Here is a 25,256-nt window from a genome sequence, read left to right on the forward strand (position 1 = left end):
GAGTGGGCGTCAGGTGATGCGCTGAATGCTGTCGGCGATGGCGTCAGGCTCGAAGACACGCTTCCAGTCGTCCCGCATCAGCATCGGCTTGCCGTTCTCGATGGCCTTGTTGCAGGCATCGGAGAAGGCACCTGGCTGCTCGTCGAAGATCACCGCACCCAGGATATTGAGGTGGCCGAGCAGGAAGTCTCTCGCGCACTCGTGGCTGACGCCTCGGGCGACCACTTCATCCATGGCTTCCCGCATCACCGATAGCAGTGTGGCACAGACGGTCTCGGACAGACCGGGCTCGAGCAGGGCCATCTGTTCAACGCTGACCCGATGGCTGCGTCCGACTGGAGCGTAGATGGTGCGGGCCACGGACTCGCCGAGGGCAAAATGCTGTTCGTCACCCTGCATCAAGGCACTGACAATGTGCTGGGTGGCATGGCTGCCGCCAAAATAGTCGCGCTTGGCCTCCAGCGTGGTCTCGTCGTTGAAGATCGGCGGATGGCAGGGATGGGTCACGAAGTAGACCAGGTCGTCACGATCCGGCAGGTGACCGGCAAACGGTGCAGCGGCGTCCAGGCAGATCACCATGGTGCCAGGAGCGATGGACGGCGAAAGGTCGGCGGCAATCTTCTGAATCAATGTATCGGGCACGGCCAGGATGACCACATCTGCCCCCTTCACCGCCTGCTCGCCGCTGTCGACGCACTCGATCCCCAATTCATCGCGAAGGCGCTGGCGCCCCTGCTCGCTGACTTCCACATGACGCACTTCAAAGTCCGAGGACGAGAGGTTGCGGGAGAGGCGGGCGCCCATCTTGCCGCCGGCGCCGATCAAGGCAATGCTGGTCATGGTCAGGTAACCTGTTCGAATGAGGAAGGAGGCAAGTCGTCGTGCAACTGGTATGATGACAATATAAGTGACCGATAGTGTCAAACACGACCTTGGTCGAGTGTCACGCTCGCGCCCCGTCATGGAGGCGATCCACGAGCCCAGACAGTGCAGGAAATGAGCCATGAGCGACTCGTTGAAGATTTCTCGCCGCAAGTTGTCCGACGAGGTGTTTGACCGGCTGTATCAACAGCTGCTGGAGGGAGCGTATGCGCCAGGCGACAGCCTGCCCTCCGAGCGTGAGCTGATGGAGTCCTTTGGGGTAGGGCGACCGGCTATTCGGGAGGCCGTGCAGGCTCTGGAACGCCTCGGCCTGGTAGCGATTCACCATGGGCAGCGGCCCAAGGTACTGACCCCCAGCGCCGACGGCATGCTGGCGCAGATCGAACTGACCGCCATGCACCTGCTGGCGACTGAGCCGGCAACGCTGGATCACCTGAAAGAGGCCAGGAAGTTCTTTGAGGTCGGCATGGTGGCGAGGGCGGCGCGCAAGCTGGCACCGAAGGACCTGGCGCGCCTCGAAGCGCTGGTTGCCCAGCAGAGGCGAGCGCTCAACCGAGACATCAAGGCCTTCATCGCGGCGGATATGGACTTTCACGTCGCCATCGCCGAGTCTACCGGGAACCCCATCTTCGTCGCCGTCAGTCGCGCCATGTTCGAATGGTTGGCCCGGTTTCACACCTCGCTGATTCACTGGAAGGGCAGCGAGCACGTGACGCTGGAAGAGCACGAGCGCATCCTGGCGGCACTCAAGAAGGCCGATGAAGGGGCCGCCATTCGCGAGATGCAGGCGCATCTGGAGCGGGCGCGCTCGGTGTACGCTCCGAGTTGATGGTTAGGCAATCGTGTCAGGGGATCTAAGGAGTGGATACACAGCTGGTCTATGCGCTTGATCTGGCGGGCACTGTCGTGTTCGCGCTTTCGGGTATCTTGCTGGCATGCCGTTCGCGCATGGATCCCATCGGCATGCTGGTGCTGGCCGCCGTCACCGCCGTGGGCGGAGGCACGCTGCGCGATCTGGTGCTCGGCGTGGCTCCGGTTTTCTGGGTGCGTGATCCTGTCTATCTCTGGGTCATTCTGGCCACCGTCATGGGCGCCCTGGTGGGCTTTCACTACATCCACCGCCTCCACCGGGTGGTCCTGCCGGTAGCAGACGCCTTCGGCCTCGCGCTGTTTGTCATCATCGGCGCCAACAAGGCGTTGCTGCTGGACACCTCGGGGCTGGTCGCTGTTCTGATGGGGCTGTTTACCGGTGTCGCAGGCGGCATGGTCAGAGACGTGCTGGCGCGTCGCGTGCCCATGGTGCTGTGTCGCGAGGTGTACGCCACCGCCGCCATTGCCGGTGGGGTCGTATATGTGGTGTTAACTCGACTCGAGCTGCCAATGCTGGGGATCGTGCTGTCCCTGGCCACCACCCTAGGCTTGAGGCTTGCCGCCATCCGCTGGCAGCTGGCGCTGCCCTTGGTGGCGTGGGTCGTGATCGAGCCGTCTGCGTCAGCCTCCCCCCCAGATGACACGTCCTCAGCGGCTGAAGCTTCGTTAGCGCACGAGCAACGGCGCGATGCCTCTACGGCTCCCCCTCAAGCGCCTTTGAGTCCTGCACCGGCACGCCCCAAGATGCGCGTTCGCCTGGTGTCCCGTCGCAAGGCGGCACGGCTGTGGCCTGATGAGGACGACGGCCACTAGGGCTTGTCTGAAAAGTGCCTGCGCTCGGTAATACGGCGTTAAAAATCAGCTGGTACGCCAGCCCGGTCAAAATGCTCATTTACCCCCTGTAAACTGCGCTTTCTCACCGATTTTTGCCTTGTCTAACCTTCGCTCGTCGACTTTTCGTACAAACCCTAGGCAAGTGTCGTTGACGGCGTGATCAACTATCTTGCCAGAAACGCACCGCCTGTCTGAAAAGCGCCGTATGGCGTGCACAGGGGGTGTGCCGACGTTACCGGGGCAAGGGGGCGCGCAATGGGACAGTGGCAGAGGTGTCGGCGACTGCAGCGAAGGTTGCTGTATGTGGTGCTGGTAGGGTTATCCTGGGCGGCCCCTGCGTCGGCATATGATGCTGGCGATGTATCCACACGCTTAGCTGACGATTCACCTGCTAGCCACGCACCTGCCGACGCCTTGTCCCCTGTCCAGACTGAGCGGTTGTTGGAAGCCCGCTCACGCCAGGCGGCGGGGGAAATTCGTGCTAGCTACGATGGAGCCTTGGATTCCCTGCCCAATGACAAGCAGCGTCACTATGCGCAGCGACTGTGGCGACTGACCGGGGATACCGCCTATCTTTGCTGGAATCGTCAGTATGCACTGCGCCTGCTGCAACAGCTGGCGCGTGACGCCGCCACGGTGGAGGATCCTGCGGCGCTGCGCGCACGAAATCGCCAGCTGCTCGAGGGCTATCCCGAGACTCGGGCCAAGCAGCGGCGGCGCAAGACGATGCTGGCGGACTATCCACAGATGATGTTGCCGATGGGGATCCTGTTTCGGCTGACCCAGGCTCAGTATCACGGTCTACTGGAGCGTGTTCCTTCTGGCCAGTACGCGTCACTCAAGCGGGCGCTTGACGAGGTCGACTGGCACGCCTTCCTGACCGACCCCGAGGTTATCTCTGTCTATGCGGCCCAGGTCGCCAATCAGGCGACGTTTCTCGCTGAGCTGGGTATCGTCGATCTACGTGACGACGTGGCGTCGGCCTTTCGCTCGCTGTACCCGGAGGAGCGGATCGCCGAGCTGTCTTCCGCCGACTACCACAATTGGCTCTACGGCCTGACGCATTTTGTGATCGCCGCCAGTCGCTACTATCAGCGCACTGCCCAACATCGGTCGGTCGACTGGGCGGTGGAAGCACTGGTGTCCCAGTCCTCTGCACTCGCCCAGGTCAAGACGGATATCGTGGCCGAGGTCGCGCTCTCGCTGCAGCTCGGGGGACGTGCGGATCACCCACTGGTGGAGACGCTGCATGCCATCCTGCTGGAGCGTCGTGATCCCTCCACGGGAATCCTGCCAGGCACCGACGGCAGCCTAGATCTGGCCAGTGGAGAGCATCGCAATGTGCTGGCCATCATGACCCTGGGCTGGACCGGTAGTCTTTACCCGGGACCTTCACTGACGCTGGAGGAAGGAGATACCGCAGTGGCCTGTGGCGCTGGTGAGCCAGGTGTACGCGAGACAGGCTTACGAGAGGCAGTCGAAGGATCGGTACCATAACCCTCCGGGGCCGTGGGATGGCTCCGCAGCGGCGGGCAGCTGGCGGCTCAGTGAATCACGCAGGCGGTAGTAGAGAGGGTCGAGCAGGGGGTTGCGTTCGCGCTCGGCGAGATCATTGTCGATATAGTAGGCGCGCCTGACCCCGCAGTATTGAATGGTGTCGCTGGCGGATTGGAAGCGAAACCCGGATAAGGTCAAAAGCCTTGCCAGCGGCGGTTCCATCAAGGCATACAGATGGCGACGAGAGGTAAGCCCTGCCAGCGCGTGGGCACTGAGAAACAGACCGGTGACGATCAGCGGAAAGGCGCGACGCTCCTCTGGCGGGAACTGGGCGAGCTGGATGTCTTCGTCCGCTGCCTGGGCTCGGAAGAGCCGTGATATGGCCAGGCGCGAGATCTCTGCGACGTCGCGGCCTTGATGTTGCTGGGGGTGAAGCTCTCGGTTGCTGAATACATGTCGAGTGGCATCGATGACGGGCAGGTGGTCAGGGCGATCCGGCGGCGGAAACACCAGTCTCACGCACCCGGCAGCGAGTCCACTGGCCCGGTGCTCGACCAGGCAGTGCAAGGCCTGATCGTCGAAGTCATCGTGCTCCTGATTGGCGTCATGGCTGCCAGGCAACGCGTAGTTCAGCTCGCGCAGAAACACATCGTGGCGCAGAGAATAGACCCGCTCACGGTCCTCGGCGGTACGTACAAGGATGACGCGAAATTGATCGGCAAATTGCTCTAGCAAGCGTTGCCGCTGCGTCGAACTGTGCGCCTCATCTGCTGGCATGGACGGTGACCTCCCTGTTGTCGGTTCCTGCCTGTCGCGGGGAGGTGGCATACCCGCTCAAGATGCACTCCTCCCCTTGTTATTAAGGTCCCTTTAATATGCACTATTTCCCGTGATGCGTATTGTTCACTGGATTGAAGTCGAAGACCTCTTCGAACGGCACCGGGCGGCCCAGGTGATAGCCCTGGCCGTAGGCAATGTTGTAAGACGACAGCAGAGGGATCAGGGCCTCCTGATCCACAAACTCGGCGACGGCCTGCTTGCCGAAGCCGGTGGCAATGTCGGAAACCGCCTTGACGATGACACGACTATCGGGGCTGGTGGCCAGGCTACGGATGAAGGAGCCATCGATCTTGATGTAGTCGACGGGCAGCTGACCCAGGTAGTGGAAGCTCGAGAAGCCCACCCCGAAGTCATCCAGCGCCGTACGGCAGCCCAGGTCGCGAACGCTCTGCAGTACGCCTCGTGCCGTCGAAAAGTCGGTCACGGCAGCGGTTTCGGTGACTTCCAGCACCAGGTGGTGGGGATCCGCCTGGCTGGTCTCAAGCAAGTCCGCCAGGAATTGCTTGAGACCCTCGTCATGCAGTGACTGGCCGGACAGGTTCACCGCCAGGCTGATGCCGTCAAGGCGTGCCAGGGCGTGCACGCAGTGGTGCAGCACCCAGCGATCGATGGCAACGATCTGACCGGAGTGCTCTGCCACCGGGATAAAGCGAGCGGGAGAGATCAGGCTGCCATCGTCATCACGCAACCTCAGCAGCACCTCATAGTGACGGATGGAGCGGTCTTCAAGCTTGACGATGGGTTGCACCATCAACACAAAGTCGCCGTCGACCAGCGCACGGCGGATACGGTCGACCCAGTAGACGCGCTCATTCAACTCGTCACGAGCATTCTCCAGCGTGGCCAGCAGGTGCCAGCGTTGGAGGTTGCTGGCCTTGGCCTTGTACATGGCCACGTCGGCGCTGGCCATCAGGTCTGCAGGTGTGGCCCCTTCACTGGGGAAGGGGACGATGCCGATGCTGGCAGTGATCCTGTGGCGGCGGCCTTCGGCAACAAAGCCGAGGCTTTCGAACAGCTGGTTCAGGTGCTGGGCAATGCGTATGGCATGATCCTCGTCCACGCCATTCAGCAGCAACGCAAACTCATCTCCCCCGAGACGTGCGATCACCCCACGGTGGGCATACTCCTGCTGCAGCAACCGGGCCACGGTGTGCAGCATGCGGTCGCCTGCGTGATGACCGCTGAGTTCATTGACCTCCTTGAACTGGTCCAGGTCCAGCAGCATCACTGCACCGTGTTCGCCACGGCTCAGTGCACGCCGCAGGGATTCGAGGAAGAAGCGTCGATTGTAAAGCTCAGTGAGCGGATCGCGTTCGGCGAGCCAGGTCAGGCGAGACTCGGCCGCCTTGCGTTCAGTGATATCAAGGCCGACCGAAATCCGTGCCAGAGACGTGCTGTCGCGGCCCAGTAGGGGGCTGTGGTACCAGATGATGGTGCGTAGCTCACCATCGGGCAGGGTCAGGGTCCGCTCCTCCTGCAGTCGGGACGAGCCTGGCGTGGAGGCCTCCAGCGCAGCATCGAAGATGTCGTCGAAACGGCGTCCGAGCAGTTCGCGAGACGGACAGCTCAGCTGCTGTTCGAGGTAGGCGTTGATCATGTCGATACGTCCTTCCTCGTCCTGGGTCAGGATATAGACCTGGGCGGTATCGATCAGGCTGCTGATGAAGTCTCGCTCCCGGGCCAGCTCCTCGATCCGGCGAGCCAGCTCTTCGCCACGCTGGCTGACCTGCTGTTGCAGGCGCTCAAGATGGTCGGCGAGGGTCAGTGTGCTGGCTTCCAGCACATCGATCTCGTCCGGTAGGCGGCGTGGCGCCAGCGGCAGCGCATCACGCGCCTGGGAGAAGCCGCCTCGAGCTAGTAACGGCAGCACCGAGGCCACGCGTCGCAGGCGGGCCATTGGCCGCAGTAGAATCGCCAGCAGCAGCAGTTCCGCCGATAGCCAGCCAAACAGGCTTGCGATCATCTGGGTGCGGGTGTCCAGCTGGATGGCATGAATCTGCGTGGTGATGTCGGACATCAGCACAAAGTAGGCGGGCGCACGTGTTCCGGAAGATGAGGTCAGCGGCACAGCCGACAGCTCGAGATGGCGGCCGTCCTGCTGCATGCGCAGTGGCGTTCGCGCCAGGTCCTCGAGCGAGCGCTTGCGACTTGCCTGCCTGAGCAGCGCCAGGCTGTGGGGCGCATTGGTCACGGCCTGCACGCGCCCTTGCCAGTCAGGCAGCTGTCGCTCGGCCTGGTTGCCTGGCCCTTGGTCGTCGCTGGCCACAAGGCTGATCAGCGCCACTTCGCTGGTCGAGATATCGCGGGTCTGGCGGGTCACGTCGGCCAGGGAACGCGATAGCAGCAAAGCCCCGGAACTGCCGCCATCGGCCAGAACGGGGACCACGGCGTACTGGCGGCACTGGGGGGCACACTCAAGAGGGGATAAGGGGCGTTCCTCACGCATGACGGTGGTCATCCAGCGCGTGTAGCGAGAGGGCGCCTGTTGGTCCGGTTCACCTCCCAGCGCCATGACCAGGCCGGCCTGGTCGTCATACACCAGCATGCGCTCTACGCCGGCTTCCAGCTGCAGTGAAGGCCACAGCGATGCCAGGTCCGGTGACAGCTCGGCAGCCGACAAGGGCAGAGTAGGGCGGCGTAGTGCGGGACCCAGGTCAGGAGACGCGGCAATGAGTCCCGCCAGCTGCTGCAAGCCGTTCTCCGAGCGGCGGATGGCAAATTCGAGCTCTCGTTGCTGGCGCTCGATCTGTTCTTGGCGAGAGGCCGTAAACTGCCGCGTGAGGTTGGTGTAGGAGAGGTACGTGAAGAGCACCGCCAGGGCGACCAGCAATAGGCTGGTCAGCGTCACCACACGCCAGGTCAAGCCCAGGCGCAAGCGCTGGGATCGGCTATCGGAAGCACGTGACATCAGAACCTCAACGACAGCTGAAAGAGCCACATGTCCCAGCTGCGCTCTGTATCACGCGGGTCCGGATTGTCCTGCACCGGTAGCCAGGCAGTGCCGTCCACGTGGTGGTACTCCCCCGCCAGCATGACGCGGCTATGGGGCTGCCACTGCAACCCGAAGGTCCAGTCGTTGGCGTACTGGGAATAGCTCGGCCCACGGCCCTCGCGTTCGTAGTCGTTGCCGTTACGGTCATCGCGGTCGTTGACCAGGCTGTCGTAGCGAATCAGCCAGCGCCAGTCGTCGAGAAAACGGCGACGGTACTGCACGTACCAGCTTTCGCCCTGGTTCTTGTTGTCCTCGAACGCATTGAACCCGGCCAGCTCGACATCGCGCAGGGCATACTCCGCCGTCAGACTCCATTGCTCGGCATTGTATTGCGCGGAAAATATCCAGGGTTGGAAGTCCAGCTTGCCGTCTCCGGGAAAGGCTCCGGGAGAGTCATAGTCGGCCTTGACGGACGCGGCACTCAAGGCGAACACCATGCGTCCACCATCATGTTCATAGCGGACCTGACCCACCAGCGAGGTATCGGCGTCGAAGGAGCCCGGCAGGACATCCAGGCCGAGGACCTCTTCGACGTCATCGTCGACCTGGGCCTGGCCGACCCCGAGCTGGGTATGAATCACGCCATCGTTGATGCGCTCTTCGTGGTAGAGCTTCAGTCCGTCGGCGGAAAGTCCCAGCGAACGCGTGCGATCGAAGTAGATCGACTGGGGAAGCAGAATACTGGGGCGAGTGAAGGCAACGTCACGGGTCTGGTTGTAGAAGCCGAAAGGGTTCTTGAAGCGCCCAAGTTGTACGCCGAAGGTGCGCTCTGTGTTGGACAGCAGCTGCCAGTCGGCGATCCCGTAGTCGAGCTCGATGGAGCCATTGTCGATCCCTCCGGCGCGACGACTCAATGCCTGTGCTGCGAGCAGCAGGTTCTCCGTGGGCCGAATCGATGCGTTGATGCCCAGCTCTGTATAGTCCCAGCTGCCGCCGCTGTCGCTGCTGTCACCAAACATGTTGTTGTCGTCGGTGATGACCAGCGCCTGGCTGAGGAAACCATGAACCTGAACCGTATCCAACGGGCTGGCATGTGCCTTGGCCGGGCAGGCCAGCACCAGCGTCGCCAACAGGCCTAGCCGGGCCGGCGATACGCGGAGTAGGCCATGGCGTTGAGGCACTCGCCCCATGGCATGATAGTGGCCGCCGTGGATGCCAGGCGAAAATGGCTCGCGGCAAGCTGATAGCGCTTCGCTAATCCCTGCTGATGGCTTGGACGCGCTCATCCAGGTACTCCCTTTCGATGTAGCCGATGGCACCTGGGGTGGACGCCACCGTGTCAATCATGTCCCGCTGGCTGCGCACGCGGTGGGGTGCCTGGCCAGTGCCGGAAAAAACAATGCGGTCCCATGCCAACTGCAGTTGGTGGGGATAGACGGAGAGCCATTGTTTGACGAAGGCCCCGTGAACCGGGTCGTCGTTGGCCAGTACGTAAACTTCCGCCGCATGGCCGTCGGGCCAGGTGCGAAGACGCATGGCAAAGATCGCCCTGAGCGTGTCTCGGTCCAGCTCCTGCAGGGCGACGCCAGGGTGTGCGATGACGGCGACGTCAGTCGGGGGCTTTCCCCACGCGGTCGTGCCGACGAGCCCTCCTGTCAGCAGAGCCGTACATACGCAGAACAGGAGGCGAAGAGCAGCCTTGCGCATCAATGCAGCCTCTCGATCGCCCCGCTAGCGGGCAGATGTCGCCTGGAGAGTGGCATCCACGGTGTCATAAAGGTCTGAGTTCCCTGCTTGGCTTCCTTGCGTCATGGCGCCTGCGCGGTATAGGCGACGGCAGCGCCATGCAAGAGCGGATAGCCTTATGTCTTTACGCATGTCATGCGTCTGTATTGTGCTTTAACAAGCTTATCCTAAGGAGAGCCAATGTGCGGCAAAAGAGAGGTAGCAAAGAGTTTATGCCACCAACGCAAGCGCTCCCAGCACCTGCGTTGGTCCTCGCCTCGGATAGCGGGTTCAGCCTGAAACGGCGAAGCTAGCCTGGTTGAGCCACAGGTGCACGGCAACGCTGGCGGCGTAGCCGAGGGCAATCACCGGCGCCCAGCGCAGGTGGCCCATGAAGGTGTAGTAGCCGCGAGCCTGGCCCATCAGTGCGACCCCTGCAGCAGACCCGATCGACAGCAAGCTGCCGCCGACGCCTGCGGTCAGCGTGATCAGCAGCCAGTGGCCGTGAGACATGTCCGGCTCCATCGTCAGCACCGCGAACATCACGGGAATGTTGTCGACCACCGCCGAGATGATGCCCAGCGCGATATTGGCCCAGGTCGCATCCCACTGCTGGTACATCACGTCGGAGAGCAGACCGAGATAGCCCATGAAGCCCAGGCCACCGACGCACATGACGACGCCGTAGAAGAACAGCAGCGTATCCCACTCGGCCCTCGCCACGCGGTTGAAGACGTCAAAGGGCACCACACTGCCGAGCTGTTCGAGCTTCTTCCAGTCACCTTTCTGGGTATAGGCAGTGCGCTTGCGGTCCAACGACTTCGGCAGACTCTTGCGCAGGTAGAAGCCGAAGAACTGGAGGTAGCCGAGCCCGGTCATCATGCCCAGCACCGGCGGCAGGTGCAGTAGGGTATGGCAGGCCACGGCAGTCGCTACCGTCAGCAGGAACAGCACGATGATACGTCTGGCGCCACGCTTGAGTTCGACCGTCTCTTCCAGGCTGTCCGGGGTACGGTTGTGGATGAAAAAGCTCATGACCACCGCCGGCACCAGGAAGTTGACCAGCGAGGGAAGCAGCAGGTCGAAGAACTCCTGAAACTCGATCAGTCCGGCCTGCCAGACCATCAGCGTGGTGATGTCGCCGAACGGGCTGAAGGCCCCTCCCGCGTTGGCCGCCACCACGATATTGATGCAGCACAGATTGATGAACTTCTTGTCGCCTTCCGCCACCTTCGTCACCACTGCACACATCAGCAGCGCGGTGGTCAGGTTGTCGGCGATGGGGGAAATCACGAACGCCAGGCCGCCGGTCAGCCAGAACAGGGTGCGATAGCTGAACCCCTTCTGCACCATCCACGAGCGCAGCCCGTCGAATACCCTGCGTTCATCCATGGCGTTGATGTAGGTCATCGCCACCAGCAGGAACAGCATCAGCTCGGAAAATTCCAGCAGGGTGACGTGGAAGGCATGCTCTGCCGCGTCAGGCATGCCGGACTGAACGTAGGTCCAGCCAATCAGCGCCCAGATCAAGCCCGCAGCAACCAATACTGGCTTGGACTTGCGCATATGCAGCTTTTCTTCGGCCATGACCAGTGCATAGGCCAGTACGAAGATGGCTACCGCAATGAAGCCAGTGGTGGAGCTGGTGAGATCAAGCTCTCCGGTAACAGCGAGGCTGTTGCCTGCCAGTGTGAGGCCCGCCAGGAGCATGGCGATCAGCAGCGGCCAGCGACGTGGTCGTCGTAAGCCAATATCAGTCGTGTACATGACGATGGCATCCTGAAAATGAATGAAAGATGGAGAAATCGCCATCGAGCCTATCACAGCGTTTTGCACCGCAATATGCTGCCAAAGGCGCGCTGTGCTGCACCTTTGGTAGGGGGCGTTGGTGCCGTGACCTGGAGGTAGCCGGTGCAGCCATAAGGGGTCACATGTCGGCAAAGAAGTGTCATGAAGTGGCGGGCAGGACAAGAAACGCGACGCTGGCGCAACTGACGTGGATCGGTTGAAGCATTCACGGACCTGCTCATTTGATGGGGATCTATGGCATCATGCGGGCCAGAAGGGCTGAGCCGGCCTTTCCCACTCCAGTTTTAGCCAGGCGTCCGTCCCATGTTTCTTGATGAGTATCATTCCTGTATCGACGATTGCATCTTGGTGTCTGCCGAACAGGCCAGCCGTTTTGCCAAGTGTATCGCCGGTGACTTCAATCCGATCCACACGCCGGGCGCCCGTCGGTTCTGTGTCCCCGGAGATCTGCTGTTCGCCCTGGTATTGAAGCGATTTGGTCTGTCGCAGCACATGAATTTCCGGTTCCTGGCCATGGTGGGCGCCGACCGCCCGCTCAGTTTCATCGAGCATGGTGATCGCGTCATCCGGGTGCAGGACGGTGATGGCAAGTGTTACCTCGAGGTAGAGCGGCGTGGTGAGGTGACCTTCGACGAGCAGGTGGTTGAAGCCTTCACGCGCTGCTATGTCGCCTTTTCGGGCAAGAATTTCCCTCACTACCTGAAGCCGCTGATGGAAGACTGCGGCGTCATGTTCAATCCCAAGCGTCCGCTGGTGATCTACGACAGCATGGGCTTCTCGCTGGATCGACTGGATGCCCAGATGCCAGCATTGCGGCTGCTTGACTCGCGGCTGGAAGTGATTGGCAAGCGTGGCGATGTGCATCTCGATTTTGCCATTGAGGCGGCGGGTGAGGTGATCGGGCGTGGTGGCAAGAAGCTGGTGGTGAGCGGGCTCTGCCCCTACGACGCTGGCGCCATGGAGGAGATCGTCGAGGACTTCTATCGACTCAAGCAGGAGCACGCGGGCGTGACCTGCTGAGGGCGGTTGCCCTCAGCGCTGGGAGAGGATGCGCTGGGACAGGGGGTATGTTCTGAGTGACGCCAGGGTCGGAGCCAGAGCCAGAGTCAGAGCCAGCGTGCTGTTGGACTACCCCTGCAGCAGCAAGCTCCATGATCCCCGAACCAGACCAAGGGCCAGAAACAGAAGCACCAGCGCCCACACAGGGATGCGCTTCAGCACAATAAAACCTGCCGCCACGGTGGCGATGTCGACCAGCGAATCGATCGCACTTCGCCAGATAGGATCGATGAAGGCCGCACCGAGCAGTCCGACGACGGCGGCATTGGCTCCCTTCATCGCCGCTCTCAAACGAGCGTGCTGGCCCAAGCGCTGCCACAGTGGCAGTAGGCCCACCACCAGCAGGGCGCCAGGAAGGAAGATGGCGACCAGCGCAAGAGCACCGGCCCATAGGCTCATGCCTCCCGCCACGGTGCCCAGATAGGCCGCAAAGGTGAACAGAGGCCCCGGGACTGCCTGGGCAGCGCCGTACCCCGCCACAAAGTCCGCTTCTGACACCAGCCCCTTGCCCACCATTTCGGCGTCGAGTAGCGGCAACACGACGTGGCCGCCGCCAAAGACCAAAGCCCCCGCCCGGTAGAAGCTGTCGGCAAGGTCGGCCCATAGGGCGTCGGTGCCTGCCGCCAGGATCGGCAAGGCCACCAGCATCACGGCGCCAAGCAAAAGTGCCAGCGCACTGACCCAGCCAGCAAGGGGCGCCGCCAGGGAAGTGGTAGAGGCTGAGGGAACGTCGGCGCTTAGCCACCAGATGCCACACAGGCCCCCGAACAGGATGACGGCCACCTGTGCACTGATGCCACCCATGGCGAGCATGACCGCCAGGGCAGCCAGCGCAATGCCTGCACGGGGCAGGTCGGGACACAGTTGACGCGCCATGCCGTGGATCGCGTGAGCGACAATGACGACGGCCACCAGCTTGAGCGAATGAATCAGCGCCTCGCCGATGGCGCCGTCCATGCTGCCAGCACCCAGTGCAAATGCCATCATCGCCAGCGCAGAAGGCAGTGTGAAGGCGAGCCAGGCCAGCAGCGCCCCGGTCAGTCCTCCGCGCATCAGCCCGATGGCCAGCCCCACCTGGCTACTGGCAGGGCCCGGCAAGAACTGACACAGCGCGACCAGCTCCGCGTAAGCGGTATCAGAAAGCCATCCACGCTGTTTGACAAAGACCTGCCGAAAGTAGCCCAGGTGAGCGACAGGCCCGCCAAAGGATGTCAGCCCCAGGCCAAGAAACGTCAGGAAAATCTCCCGATATCCTGGAGCAGGATGATCTTGCCACGGGGTGTCCGGACAGGAGTGATCCGGACCGCGACCGTGTGAAGAACGGCGGCGTGAAGAGGGGCGATCGTGGTGCATGGGTTCACCGAAGGAAAAAGGTCGGTTCAGCGTATCGTCTTCCCATGACCATGCGATGAATGCCCATGTGGTAAACACACGCAGAGTCTCGTTGGCCGCGATGGATCACCATGGCACCACCGCAGGACCCGCCGCGAAATGAGGTGCATGTGAAGGCATGTAGCACTTCGCATGCACCCCGCGGGCAAAGGGCCTTACGCGGTGAGTCCTGAACGCGAAGGGCGGCAGGCGTCATCCGCGCGTCTGAACTCTCTTAGCGCAAGTAGAGCTGGCCCTGTTCGTACAGGCTGCGGCAGTCGCTGGCGTCGTGGAAGCGGTCGGCGTCGATGTTGCCGGCGGCAGCGCCCGGGCCCAGGAAGCGCGGATCATCGCACTCACCGTCATTGCTCCACTGGCTTCCATCATCCCCCCACTCGATATCGCCACCAATGTAATCGTTGGAGGCACTGGCAGAAGGGCTGGCAGCCGCGGTGTTCGAACTCACAGACTCGGAAATTTGCAGTTCCGCCGGCACCAGTCGGCCGCCCGACTCATAGGTGCCGATCCACACGTTGTAGTTACCGCTTGCCGGATTGGGCAACACAATGGCGGGATTGGTGCCGCTGGCGTCATCGTTGCAGTGCCAGATACCGGCAGGATCATAGACCACCAGCGTCGTATCGCTGGAGGCACTGGCGGCGATCTTCAGCGGATAGCTGCCGGCGGTGTAATTGATGTCCACGTCCGGAGCAGTGGGATTGACGAAGCCCGCACAGTCGGCACTGACAACGCTTGCACGTGTATCGCCGCCAGCCATGACGCTGACCGTCTGAGGATCCGGCTGGAAGCCGGCAGACAGCGTCAGGGTGGTGTAGACGGGGGTCGCGGTCCAGTCGAGGGATTGAGCGACAGCGGGTTTGCTGGTGGACATGCTGGCGCAGGCGGCGGTCAGCAGAGGCAGGGCCAGGGCAAGCGATGTGCGGGCGAACGGGGGCATGAAAGTTTCCTTGGGCGGCGCACCGGTGGGTCTGACCGGCTGAAATGCGCCAGATGTTATCGTCATGAAAGCGCCTGAGCGCGTCAGGTAGTGCCAGATTCGTGGCCCGAAAATGGCGCCACGAGGGCCTAGGATAGAAAACCCTGACATTGGATTCCACTAAATGAGTCTTCGTTGATTTTTGGTCAATAGGGAAACGTCATGGGAACCACGACCGAGGCAGCATAACGCGGACCGAGTTGAATTCTCACAGCATGATAATCTGCCGAAAAGAGCGGGATAGTGTGAAGCGATAGGGTGATGCAATTGTGTGATGCGATGGTGTGATGAAAAGGGCGGCTGACACTAGCGGCCCCCTCTCATTCTTGGGTGAGGGAAGCTCAAGAAAAAGACGTCAACAGGGCCGCTCGCAGTAGGATAGCTGCGTGAGAACGTAAGTTTTTTCCTTGAGAAAGCACCCAATAGCAGCGAGATAGTCCCTACAGAGCCCGCGACCATGGCAGTCATCGTGGACACGGTCTCATGACGGGCAGAACTAGGCTCTAATCACCGTCAGCACTAAGCTCTAATGATCCTCAGTACTAGGCTCTAGTGATAGTCAGAACGAAAGGCGTGGCACCGCCGAGATAACACACGTATACGGGTATCGGCACGGTCGATGAAGGGCACCCGGTGAGTTACCAGTGGAAGACGGCGAGGCGTCACTTGGCCAGCGGGATTGCGGGTTAATCAATCACAGGAGAATGCCGATGGATGCACCACGACAGCGTATTGCGATCTATCCCCTGACTACTCGCGTGCGAGTGGATATTGATGGCGAGGTGGTCGCCGACACCCTGCACGCGCTCGAGTTGAACGAACCTGGCTATCCAACGAGGCTTTATCTTCCTCGGGCTGATGTGGACATGACACGATTGACGCCCAGCGAGACGCGCACGCACTGTCCCTTCAAGGGGGATGCCAGCTACTTCCATGTCGATGTCGATGGGCAACGCTATGAGGATGCTGTGTGGAGCTACGAGCACCCGCTGGATGACGTCCAGGCCATTCGTGCGCACCTGGTCTTCGATCCGCGAATCGCGTCTGCCAATGTCGAGTCCTGAGACCTTTCTCCGTCCGGCAAGGTGATATCTGTCCGCTGAGCGGCGGGCTGGCGGAGTCTATGCTAGCTGCCCTCAGCACAGCGTCAGCGGCACTTCCTGCGCTTCGAAGGCGAGCAGCCACTGCTTGCGCCCCATCCCACCAGCATAGCCGGTCAGGCTGCCGTCGCTGCCAATGACCCGATGGCAGGGAATCACGATCGAAATCGGATTTCGCCCGTTGGCCGCCCCCACCGCTCGCTGGGCACCCTTGCGTCCCAGGCCTTCGGCAAGTTGTCCGTAGCTTCGCGTTTCGCCGAAGGGAATGGCGGCCAGTGCCTGCCACACCTGGCGCTGAAACTCGGTGCCCTGCGGCTCGAGCGGTAGATCAAACTGCTGACGCTGTCCGGCAAAGAACTCTGTCAGCTGTTCACGGCAGACCTCCGTCAAGGGCGTGGCGCGGGGCGTGATCGTCGCTGCCGCGGCGCTCTCCATAAAGTCAATTCTGGCGATGCCCCGGGCGCTTGCCGCGATGACGACAGCGCCCAGAGCGCTGCTGGCGGGAGGATGATAGACGTCGATGCCAGCAAAGCCGGCGTAACGGGTTTGCGGGTCAGCCTGGATGGGCGTTGCGCGCCTTGGCATGATCGAGTCTCCACAGTGGCCGTAAAAGATGACGGTGTCAGGGGCGGGTGTCATCCCTATTGAGGAAATGCCCAGGTCGCCCGGTATGACCGTTACTGGCCCGCCATACCTCGGGATCGCGCTTTCTACGAAGACCGCCTGCCCCTCGACGTCCGCCGTCTGCCCATCATTACCACGTAACGCCAGCCATGGGCGAGCGCGGTGCGTTGTGCCTCTGTCCTCTGAGGGCAGGGGGCGCCCACCACTGACGACGGGGTTGTCGAGCGTGTCGCCCCGGCGCCTGGTCGGCGTTGGCTGGTGAGACGGCATGTCCGGCTTCCGAAAGGTATGCTTGATGACGCGTCTATTCGCGCCTTGAGGCCAGGACTGGCCAAAAGCGGCACTCTCTGAAAACTCTCTGGACGGCATCGTCTGCCGATGACGTCTGTCAGCTGCTGAGGAGACTGGCATGTCACTTCCCCTGACTCGCCACCATCGACCGCGTCAGGTCATGGAGGCCATCCACACGGCCAACGCGCACCTTGATGCGGATGACCAGCGCACCAAGTACGCCAAGATCGCGGCGTCTCCCTACGCCTTCTTTCGGGGCACCAATCATCTTTACTGGGCGGATGTCTGGCACGACTGGCGCTTCTCTCTCTTCGGTGGCCAGGTGGACACGCAGACATGGTTGCAGGGCGATGCCCACGCCTACAACTTCGGCGCCTATGGCCACCATGACGATCGCGTGCGATATGGCATGGACGACTTCGACGATGCGCTGATCGGGGACTATCAGTATGACCTGTGGCGCCTGTCCATCAGCCTGGTGCTGGATGCCGAGGAGAATGGCGTCTCGCGCAAGACATTGAGGCGTGGTCTCAAGCATCTGGTGCTCAGCTACCACAAGACCCTGGCGACGTATCGCGCGGGAGAGTCGCCGGGGCATGTCAGTGTCGATACCGCCAAGGGGCCGCTCAAGCCCTTCATGCAGAAGGTGGAACGCAAGAAAAGTCGGGCCAAGATGCTCGACAAGTGGACCGTGCAGGAGGAAACCGGGCGCAGGCTGCAGCGTGAAGGCAAGCTGATCAACTTGCCTGCCCATCTGGATAGTCAGCTGCGCAAGGCCATCAATGAAGAGTACCGCAGTACCCTGAAAGGTGAGCTGAGTGACGCGGGGGATGCGCACTTTTCCGTCAAGGATACCGCCAGGCGGATCGATGCCGGTACCGGGTCGCTGGGCCTCGAGCGCTACTACGTCTTGATCGAGGGAGGCAAGGATCACGAGCACGACGATGTCATTCTCGACGTCAAGGAGCAGCCGGGGCCAGCAGGACTGGTACTCATGAGCAGCGCCGGCAAGCGAGCCTGGAAAGCCACTTTTCCCCACGAAGGCGCCCGTCACGCCGCCGCCTTTCGAGCCATTGCCGAACACCCCGACATCTATCTGGGGTGGCTGCACCTGGGTGACAAGGTGTTCTCGGTGCGTGAGCGATCTCCCTATAAAGAGGACTTTCCGACCCACAAGCTCGATAGCGGCAAGGCGTATCGGCAGCTGGTGAAGCAGTGGGGAGCGATTCTGGCTCGGGAGCATCTACGCGGAGCAGCGGCGCTCACGCCTGACGACCCTGGGCGCTTTGCCCGTGCGGTCGGTCGCCAGGTTGACGGCCAGCTGGACAGCGTCGTGGAAATGGTGAGTACCCTGTCCCTGAGCTATGCCCGCTGCGTGGCTCAGGACCATCAAACCTTTGTGGAGGCACAGGCCGCAGCCACCTGACCCTCGCCAGCGTTGAGGCGCACGACCTAACCGATCTGTCGCTGCAGGCCGTCGTCGGGGCCCTGATAGACCCGTTCGACGGTGCGCCTCATCAGCCTGCGCGACAGGCTCGGCAGCAGTCGCATGCCCAGGGTCGCCAGGCGCGCCTTGCGGGTCGGCACGATCAGGAAGTCGCCCTGGGCCAGCCCAGCCATGATGTCGTCGGCGATGGCGTCGACGCTGGCCTTGGGAATGGACAGCGTCTGGGCGCGGTTTTCCGGGGTGCGGCCCTGTTCGAGCTGATCCACCATCGGGGAGTCGAATTCGCCGGGGCAGGCCAGTTGGACGCGAATGCCACGCGGCGAGAGTTCGTAGTAGAGCGATTCGGTCAAACCCACCAGGGCGTGTTTGCTGGCGCAGTAGGGGGTATAGCCAAAGACGCCCGTGAGGCCAGCCACCGAGGCGATATTGATCAGCCAGGCCGTGGGCGCGCCGGTGCTGGTGTCGTTGTTGCTGCCGGCGACCAGATGGGGCAATGCCGCCCGGGTGGCGTTGAGCGGTCCGAAGTAGTTGACCTCCATGACCTCGCGAAAGTCGTTGTCGGTCAAGGTCTCGAAGTAGCCCTCGCGCAGGATGCCGGCGCAGTTGATCAGGCCATCGATGCCCTCTGTTCTGGCGGCAATGGCGTCCATGCCGCTGCGTGTAGCGGCCGCATCGGTCACGTCCAGAGCCTCAATCTCGACCACGGCGGAGGGCCGTGCGGCGATGAGTGAACGCTGGGCGCTTTCCAGACGCGCCCGTTGGCGCGCCACCAAAGTGACGCGGGCGCCTTTATCCAGCAGTCTGCCGGCCAGTGCCAGCCCAAGCCCGGAGGAGCCTCCGGTGATGACGATATGACGTTGCTTGAACATGCTTTCTCTCCCGCTCGCCAAATGAAGGCCCGGGTGACCGCCCGGGCGTTTGCACCTCGTGACTGTTGTTGCGTTGTCATTACGCTGCTAGTCGCTGGCAGAAGCAGCCTCTGAGGCGTTGGCGGGGATGGCGGAAGTGGCAATCGGGAAGGTGGGGCTGAAGGTATCCATCAGGGCAAAGAGGGTCTGCAATGTTTGCAGGTCACCCTGTGGGGTCACACGCCCTGCGGCGATTTCATCGCCCAGGGACGTCTGCTGCAGTAGCACACGGTTCAGCACATCTCGTGACAGGGTGAGGCTCAGATCGGCGTCATCACCGGTGGCGTCGCGACGGTGACGCAGGACGCCGTTGGCCAGGCTCAACCGGTAGTGGCGATCGCTGTCACTGAAGTGCCAGTCGATAGCGAGGCGCGTGGCGGCTGCGCGGGGACCATTGAGACGAACCGCCAGCAGGTCGAAGACCTGCTCGATCGGCAGCGCAGCGATCATGTCCGGGGAGGCGGTGGTGACCGCATTGGCGGTGTCGATGCCGTTGCGCAGTTCCCGGGCTCCGGTCAGGTAGATGTTGCGCCAGGGGCCCGACTCGGTCTGGTAGCCGAGCTGTTCGAAGACGTCCGCCTGTAGCTCACGGGCCTCGGCAAGTTGCGGTTGGGCCTGCACCAGATGATCGAGCAGCATCGCCGCCCAGCGGTAGTCGCCTTGCTCAACGGCGGACTGGCCAAGGGCCAGCACGGCGTCGGCGCCACCCAATGCCTCGACATAGCGCTGTCCCGCCGGCACCGGAGGCAGCGGGTTCAGTGTGGCGGGATTGCCGCTCCAGAAGCCCAGGTAACGTTGGTAGATGCCCTTCACGTTATGGGTGACGGTGCCGTAGTAGCCGCGATTGAACCACTCCTGCGCCAGGCTATCCGGCAGCTGGATGGCCTCGGCAATTTCATCGCGTTTGTAGCCCAGGTTGGCCAGCCGAAGGGTCTGGTCGTGCAGGTACTTGATCGCATCGCGCTGCTTCTCGATGTAGTTGCGAACATTGTCCTGGCCCCAGCGCGGCCAGTAGTGGGAGGTGAACACCACATCCGAGCGACTCCCGAACAGGCTGAGGGTGTCATCCAGGGCGCCGGCCCAGGCCAGGGCATCGCGCACCTTGGCGCCGCGTGGTGTCAGCATGTTGTGCATCGAGGCGTTGAGGTTCTCTGCCGCCATCAGCGCGCGGTGCTGGGGAAAGTAGAACATCATCTCGGCATCGGCTTCGGTGGAGGGCGTCAGCTGGAACTCGACCTCGACACCATCGACGGTCAGCGTCTGGCCGCTGGCGGTAATCTCTTCGGTGGGCTCGATCAGGGTGAAGGTGCCCCTGGCGACGCCCTTGCCAAGGCCGTTGTCGACCTGCTGACGAGGCCCTCTCGGCAGGCCCATGGCGTGCATGTACTGAGAACGTCGGCTCATGGTGTTGCCCAGCAGCACCATCTCACTGGCGACGTGTTCGGTGAAATGTTCGGGGGCGATGACCCTTACTTCCCCCGCATCCACCTGCTGCTGGCTGATCACCCCCTTGACCCCGCCGAAGTGGTCGGGATGAGAGTGCGTGTAGATCACGGCAGTAACAGGTCGTTGGCCAAGCTCCTGATTGACCAGTGCCATGGCGGCCTCTGCGGGCTCTGTCATGGTCATCGGATCGATCACGATCCAGCCGGTGTCGCCACGAATCACGCTCATGGTGGTGAGGTCGAAGCCGCGCACCTGGTAGATGCCATCGACCACTTCGTAGAGACCGGGGGTATTGTTGAGCTGTGCCTGGCGCCACAGGCTCGGGTTGACGCTGTGGGGCGCCTCGCCGTCGAGAAATTCCTGGTAGATCGCGACGTCCCAGACCACGTGACCGTCGTCAGCCTGGATCTTGAGATCCGGGGTGGCCTTGATCAGTCCGCGTCCGGCATCGTCGAAGTCGGCCCGGTCAGAGAAATCGAGAGAGTCCAGCACGGCCTGATGGGCGGCGATGGTGGCATCACTGGCGGGCTTGGGGGCAATGGCGTCCGCCGCGTAAACGCAGGGCATGTAGCTGGCGAAGGCAACGGCTGAGGCCAGCAGGGTGCGGCGCAGGGAGCGAGACATCATGACGATATCCTCTTTTGGTCTTGTGTAGGGTGATGGTTGTCGTGGTCCTGAGTGCTGGCGCCAACGGTCAGAAGTCGACCCTGAGGCTCGCCGTCAGATAGTCAAAGTCGGTATCTGCATAGGGGGTGTTGCCGCTGCCGCTCCAGCTCACCTCGGCGTGGTAGCGCTCCTGGAAGTCCGCTTGCAGGCCAAGGCTGCCGAACAGCCGGTCTTCGACGAAGTTGAGGTCATAGGACCAGCCGGAAACGTCATGGCCAAACAGGGCGTAGGGCGTCAGCGTCAGCCCCGGCAGCACATTGGGGTAAATCAGCTGACCGCGCAGACGATAGCCCCACGAAAAATCGCTGGCGTAGCCGTCCCCGGAGCAGCCGCGACCCTTGTAGGCAGGGTTGGCGGTCGCGATGGTGCAACCCGCTTCGCTGCCCTGGGCCAGGTCGGTGCCAAACAAATCGCCCTTGGCATAGCGACGCTCGTCCAGGCTGGGCAGGTCGTGGACATACTTCATGCCGGCTTCGCCCACCAGCACCAGCGCCTTGGCACCCAACACGTCCGGTACCGGCTGGATAGCGCCCAGGGTCAGTTGGGACACGTCGTAGCGGTCAAAACCTCGAAAGACATCGCCTGCTGCGGTGTCGCGGGCGGCCTGAGCCAGGGTGATGTCCTGGCCAATGGCGCCGGACAGGAATTCAGGATCGGCGATGAAGGCCGCGATCAGGTCTGCGGTGGCCAGCTGCAACGGCTGGTCATGACGAAAGCTGTACTCGCCGAACACTCGCGTGGCTTGACCGAACTTGGTGTGAAAGCCCAACCCGAAGACCTGGATATCCTCTGGGTAGTCAGCGAAGTACTGCATGTTGCGTGAGCGGTCATAGCTTGAGTCGGTCGGCGGGCGCCAGCCCGGCGACAGGCCGTTGTCATCGGGGCCGGTGTAGCTGTCGGAGATGACGCTGGCGTAGGGGCGGCGGGAGTGGATATTCATGGCGTAGCCGGAGAAGGTGGTATCCGCGCTGGGCGAATAGCTCAGGCGCAAGCCGAACTGGCCTTCATCCTCCGGCGTATCGTCCGGTCCTCGGTCGACATACAAATCTCCCTGGTAGCCTGCCCGGTCATTGGGCCCCCGGGGGACCGCACCACCACAGCCATCGGCGATGTAGTCGTAAGAACTGAAGGCGGTGCCGCAGCCATCGAGCACCGACTTGTCCCAGTCGAGCTGGTAGAAGGCCCCCAGCTCCCAGCGTGGTGTCAGGGCCAGCTCTGCCGACAGCAGGGTGGTCGCCAGGCGCAGGTTGTCACCCGGCATGCGCAGCGCCGCCGGGCGGTAGGGATTGATGGTATTGACCCCGTTGATGAAGAACTTGCTCTCTCCCCAGGGCAGGTACTGGTCGCCGAGGGTCAGATGGAGGTCGTGGCCCGCAGGGGCGAAGTCCCCGTAGACGTAGGCTTCGGTGAACGTCGTGCCCTTGAAGCGTGACAGGCGATGAAAGCGGTGGTCATCGAGGGGTTCGTTGCGCTCGTAGCCATTGGCCAGACTGCCGAACGGGACGCTGTGGTGCTCCTGATGGATGTCATACCAGGCCTTGCCGGCAATCCGAGCACCGACGTTGCGATAGTCGAGATCCAGCTGGGTCGCCAGGATCACCGGCGTGGAGGCCAGCTCGCGATCGGCATAGTTGGCACGACCATCATCGATGTTGCGTGCCCCCGTGGGGTTGTAGCCACTGGCGCCAGAGTCGGCCGCCTCGGCGTTACCCTGGAACAGAAAGTCCTGGTCGGAAGATTCGGCACGCCAGATGGCGCCGACACTGAGCGAGCCGGAAAGCTTGGCGTGAATCTCGCCCATGTCGCCCTCCAGGGCGTCAGCGTCAGGGACGCACAGGAGGCCCGGCAGGGTGGCCAAGGACAGGCACAGGGCCGTCCGGCGCATGCCGCTGGCATGCGCTGCAGAAGTGAGTGGCATGGTTCGCCTCTTGGTCTTGTCGTTATCGTTATGGGAGCTGCGATACCGTCATGTCGTGGCTATTCCCGGGCAGGATAGCGACGCCACAGGCAGGGAATCGGGTAGGCTGCCAGTCGCTGTTCAAGCTCGCTGGCGTCAACGTTGTCGGGCAGCTGGACATCGGCGACCAGCCCAAGGGCGGCGTCCTGGCGAGCGCTGATCCGGGCCACCCCCGCGCCGAGCAGAGTATCGGCGACCGACTGGTAGACCCGTGCGACCGCATCCTGGCGCAGCGCAGGCTTGAACACCTTGCCCACGGCGGTCAGCGGGATCGTGTCCATGAACCAGATGTTCTTGGGGATCGCGGCCTTCTCTGCCAGGTGCGCCTGGCAGTGACTGAGCAAGGCCTCTTCGCCGACCTCTCGACCTGGCTGCAGGCTGACATAGGCCACCGGGAGTTCACCGACCCGGTCGCAGGGCTTGCCCACTGCGGCAGCCATCTGTACCGAGGGGTGACGGTAGAGGACATCTTCGATCAGCTGTGGGTCGATGTTGTGGCCGCCTCGGATGATCAAGTCCTTGGCGCGGCCGGTGATCCAGATGTAGCCATCCCGATCCTGGCGGGCCAGGTCACCGGTGTTGAACCAGCCCTCCTCGACCCAGATGCCACGGCTCTGTTCGGGCTGGCGATAGCCAGCGAAGACGTTGGGGCCTCGGATCACCAGGGTGCCGATGTCGTCGACCTCGCAGTCACGCAGGTAGCGGCCATGGTCGTCCAGCGTGACCACTCGGGCGCCGGTGTAGGGCAGGGCCAGGCCGACGGACCCGGTGCGGCGTTCGCCTGCCAGGGGGTTGGCCATGCTGCCGCAGGTGCCCTCGGTCATGCCGAAGCCCTCGATCAGGACGATCCCCGTCAACTCCTCGAAGTGCCCGTGAACCGCTCGGGGCAAGGGCGCACCACCGCTGAGTGCGCTGGTGAGACTGGACACATCGGCGTCACCAAAGGGGACCTCAAGCAGCCGTGAGTAGATCGCCGGGACCGCGCTGAAGAAGGTGACCTGGTAACGCTCCACCAGTGACCAGAAGCCCTCGACCAGCCCTGGCGTGCGGAAGCCTGCCGGCGTTGCCAACAGCACCTCAGCGCCGATCATCAGCGGGCCTAGCCCGGTGATCAGCACCGCGTTGACATGAAACAGCGGCAGCCCGCACAGGATCACCGCATCATCGGCATGGCGGAACAGCATCTGCATCATGGCGGCGTTGGCCACCTCGTTAGCGTGGCTGTGAGGCGCCAGCTTGGGCAGCCCGGTGGTGCCCCCGGTATGGAACAACGAGGCACGGTCGCTGGCACGAATCCGGCGTCCGCTGACCAGGTGGTCATCAGGGGCACGCTCGAGGCAGGCGTCGAAGTCGGCACACCAGTCCTCATCGGGGAGTGGCAGCGTCTGACGCAAGGCGACGGCCTCTGCCTCGGGCAGAAACTGTGCGGCGTCCACATACAGGACCTTGGTGAGGGTAGGGACCTGGTCCCTGATGGCCTCGACCTTGGCCCAGATGTCGCTGCCGGGAAAGGGGGCCAGGGCAACCAGAACGCGGGTGCCCGCGGCCTTCATGATGCCGGCAATGTGCTCGGGCTCGAGCATCGGGTTGATCGGATTGACCACTCCTGCGGCTTCCGCCCCCCACAGGGTGAAGTGGGTCTGCGGCAGGCTTGGCAGCAGGAACGAGACGACCGCGTCCCGGTCGATGCCAAGGGCATGAAAGGCATTGGCCGCCTGCAGGGTGCGGGCGAGAAAGTCGCGGTAGCGATAGCAGTGGCTGCTGTCGTCATCGGGCTGCATGACGAAGCGAAGGGCGACAGCGTCGGGCATTCGGCGAGCGCTGTCGGCAATCACATCCAGCGTGCTCTCGGGCAGGCCCAGGGATTCCCAGGGCGTCTGCTCGATGGCCTCGATGTCGCCTCGGTCCCGGATCAACGGGAAGCCCTGGATGTGAGCGAGGTAGGAGGGCAGCTCAGGGATGCCAGCGGTGGTCATGTCGGGGCTCCAGATCGTTTCGACG

General features: G+C 62.6%; 19 protein-coding genes. 6 read left to right on the forward strand and 13 right to left on the reverse strand.

Features of this window, described 5'->3' with window-relative positions:
- Positions 1–9: 9 nt before the first annotated feature.
- A complete protein-coding gene (locus KUV45_RS08085; RefSeq protein ID WP_206941448.1) occupies positions 10–840 on the reverse strand; it encodes a phosphogluconate dehydrogenase C-terminal domain-containing protein in 831 nt (276 codons plus the stop codon).
- 163 nt (positions 841–1,003) lie between these two features.
- Between KUV45_RS08085 and nanR the strand changes: the two genes are divergently transcribed.
- The 3 genes from nanR to KUV45_RS08100 all read left to right on the forward strand — a co-directional run bounded on the left by nanR (position 1,004) and on the right by KUV45_RS08100 (position 4,083).
- Positions 1,004–1,711 (forward strand): transcriptional regulator NanR, encoded by a 708-nt coding sequence (nanR, locus tag KUV45_RS08090; protein ID WP_206941446.1) that lies wholly within the window; start codon positions 1,004–1,006, stop codon positions 1,709–1,711.
- Between the two features lie 32 nt (positions 1,712–1,743).
- Complete coding sequence (locus tag KUV45_RS08095) at positions 1,744–2,565, forward strand: trimeric intracellular cation channel family protein (protein WP_224851967.1); 822 nt, start codon at positions 1,744–1,746, stop codon at positions 2,563–2,565.
- A gap of 462 nt (positions 2,566–3,027) precedes the next feature.
- A complete protein-coding gene (locus tag KUV45_RS08100; RefSeq protein WP_222162680.1) occupies positions 3,028–4,083 on the forward strand; it encodes a DUF3541 domain-containing protein in 1,056 nt (351 codons plus the stop codon).
- On the opposite strand, the gene KUV45_RS08105 is transcribed toward KUV45_RS08100, so the two are convergent.
- From KUV45_RS08105 to nhaD, 5 genes are all read right to left on the reverse strand, one after another.
- The gene (locus KUV45_RS08105) at positions 4,051–4,860 is read right to left on the reverse strand and encodes a PEP-CTERM/exosortase system-associated acyltransferase (RefSeq protein ID WP_206941442.1); all 810 of its coding nucleotides are present in this window, start codon (positions 4,858–4,860) and stop codon (positions 4,051–4,053) included. The genes KUV45_RS08100 and KUV45_RS08105 overlap by 33 nt on opposite strands.
- Before the next feature lie 103 nt (positions 4,861–4,963).
- Positions 4,964–7,831 carry an EAL domain-containing protein gene (locus KUV45_RS08110; RefSeq protein ID WP_222162681.1) on the reverse strand — a complete coding sequence of 956 codons (2,868 nt, stop codon included), beginning with the start codon at positions 7,829–7,831 and terminating at the stop codon, positions 4,964–4,966.
- The gene (locus KUV45_RS08115) at positions 7,831–9,141 is read right to left on the reverse strand and encodes a hypothetical protein (protein ID WP_224851968.1); all 1,311 of its coding nucleotides are present in this window, start codon (positions 9,139–9,141) and stop codon (positions 7,831–7,833) included. Before KUV45_RS08115 ends, KUV45_RS08110 begins: the two co-directional genes overlap by 1 nt.
- Positions 9,110–9,562, reverse strand: a complete 453-nt coding sequence (locus KUV45_RS08120) for a hypothetical protein (protein ID WP_224851969.1) — start codon at positions 9,560–9,562, stop codon at positions 9,110–9,112. The genes KUV45_RS08115 and KUV45_RS08120 overlap by 32 nt, the downstream gene beginning before the upstream one ends.
- Positions 9,563–9,871: 309 nt before the next feature.
- Positions 9,872–11,347 carry a sodium:proton antiporter NhaD gene (gene nhaD, locus KUV45_RS08125; RefSeq protein ID WP_206941438.1) on the reverse strand — a complete coding sequence of 492 codons (1,476 nt, stop codon included), beginning with the start codon at positions 11,345–11,347 and terminating at the stop codon, positions 9,872–9,874.
- A 345-nt stretch (positions 11,348–11,692) separates the two neighbouring features.
- On the opposite strand from nhaD, the gene KUV45_RS08130 reads away from it, so the two are divergent.
- Positions 11,693–12,409, forward strand: coding sequence for a DUF3581 family protein (locus KUV45_RS08130; protein WP_206941436.1), 717 nt, complete (start codon positions 11,693–11,695; stop codon positions 12,407–12,409).
- Between the two features lie 108 nt (positions 12,410–12,517).
- On the opposite strand, the gene chrA is transcribed toward KUV45_RS08130, so the two are convergent.
- Positions 12,518–13,801: a chromate efflux transporter gene (chrA, locus tag KUV45_RS08135; RefSeq protein ID WP_222162682.1), complete on the reverse strand. Its 1,284-nt coding sequence runs from the start codon at positions 13,799–13,801 to the stop codon at positions 12,518–12,520.
- Positions 13,802–14,054: 253 nt separating this feature from the next.
- Positions 14,055–14,777, reverse strand: a complete 723-nt coding sequence (locus KUV45_RS08140; protein ID WP_222162683.1) for a hypothetical protein — start codon at positions 14,775–14,777, stop codon at positions 14,055–14,057.
- Positions 14,778–15,526: 749 nt separating this feature from the next.
- Here KUV45_RS08140 and KUV45_RS08145 point away from each other — a divergent pair.
- On the forward strand, positions 15,527–15,880 hold the full coding sequence (locus tag KUV45_RS08145; protein WP_206941431.1) for a DUF427 domain-containing protein: 354 nt from the start codon (positions 15,527–15,529) through the stop codon (positions 15,878–15,880).
- A 72-nt stretch (positions 15,881–15,952) separates the two neighbouring features.
- On the opposite strand, the gene KUV45_RS08150 is transcribed toward KUV45_RS08145, so the two are convergent.
- The gene (locus KUV45_RS08150; RefSeq protein WP_224851970.1) at positions 15,953–16,501 is read right to left on the reverse strand and encodes a methylated-DNA--[protein]-cysteine S-methyltransferase; all 549 of its coding nucleotides are present in this window, start codon (positions 16,499–16,501) and stop codon (positions 15,953–15,955) included.
- 448 nt (positions 16,502–16,949) lie between these two features.
- Between KUV45_RS08150 and KUV45_RS08155 the strand changes: the two genes are divergently transcribed.
- Complete coding sequence (locus tag KUV45_RS08155) at positions 16,950–18,257, forward strand: DUF2252 domain-containing protein (RefSeq protein ID WP_222162685.1); 1,308 nt, start codon at positions 16,950–16,952, stop codon at positions 18,255–18,257.
- Between the two features lie 26 nt (positions 18,258–18,283).
- Here KUV45_RS08155 and KUV45_RS08160 read toward each other — a convergent pair whose 3' ends face one another.
- The 4 genes from KUV45_RS08160 to KUV45_RS08175 all read right to left on the reverse strand — a co-directional run bounded on the left by KUV45_RS08160 (position 18,284) and on the right by KUV45_RS08175 (position 25,231).
- Positions 18,284–19,147, reverse strand: coding sequence for an SDR family oxidoreductase (locus tag KUV45_RS08160; protein ID WP_206941425.1), 864 nt, complete (start codon positions 19,145–19,147; stop codon positions 18,284–18,286).
- 87 nt (positions 19,148–19,234) lie between these two features.
- Positions 19,235–21,259, reverse strand: a complete 2,025-nt coding sequence (locus KUV45_RS08165; RefSeq protein ID WP_224851971.1) for an alkyl/aryl-sulfatase — start codon at positions 21,257–21,259, stop codon at positions 19,235–19,237.
- A 67-nt stretch (positions 21,260–21,326) separates the two neighbouring features.
- Positions 21,327–23,216, reverse strand: coding sequence for a DUF1302 domain-containing protein (locus KUV45_RS08170; RefSeq protein ID WP_222162686.1), 1,890 nt, complete (start codon positions 23,214–23,216; stop codon positions 21,327–21,329).
- 59 nt (positions 23,217–23,275) lie between these two features.
- Complete coding sequence (locus tag KUV45_RS08175; RefSeq protein WP_222162687.1) at positions 23,276–25,231, reverse strand: acyl-CoA synthetase; 1,956 nt, start codon at positions 25,229–25,231, stop codon at positions 23,276–23,278.
- Positions 25,232–25,256: the final 25 nt, after the last annotated feature.

Source organism: Halomonas sp. DP3Y7-2 (assembly GCF_019800795.1).
Taxonomy (GTDB): Bacteria; Pseudomonadota; Gammaproteobacteria; order Pseudomonadales; family Halomonadaceae; genus Halomonas; species Halomonas litopenaei_A.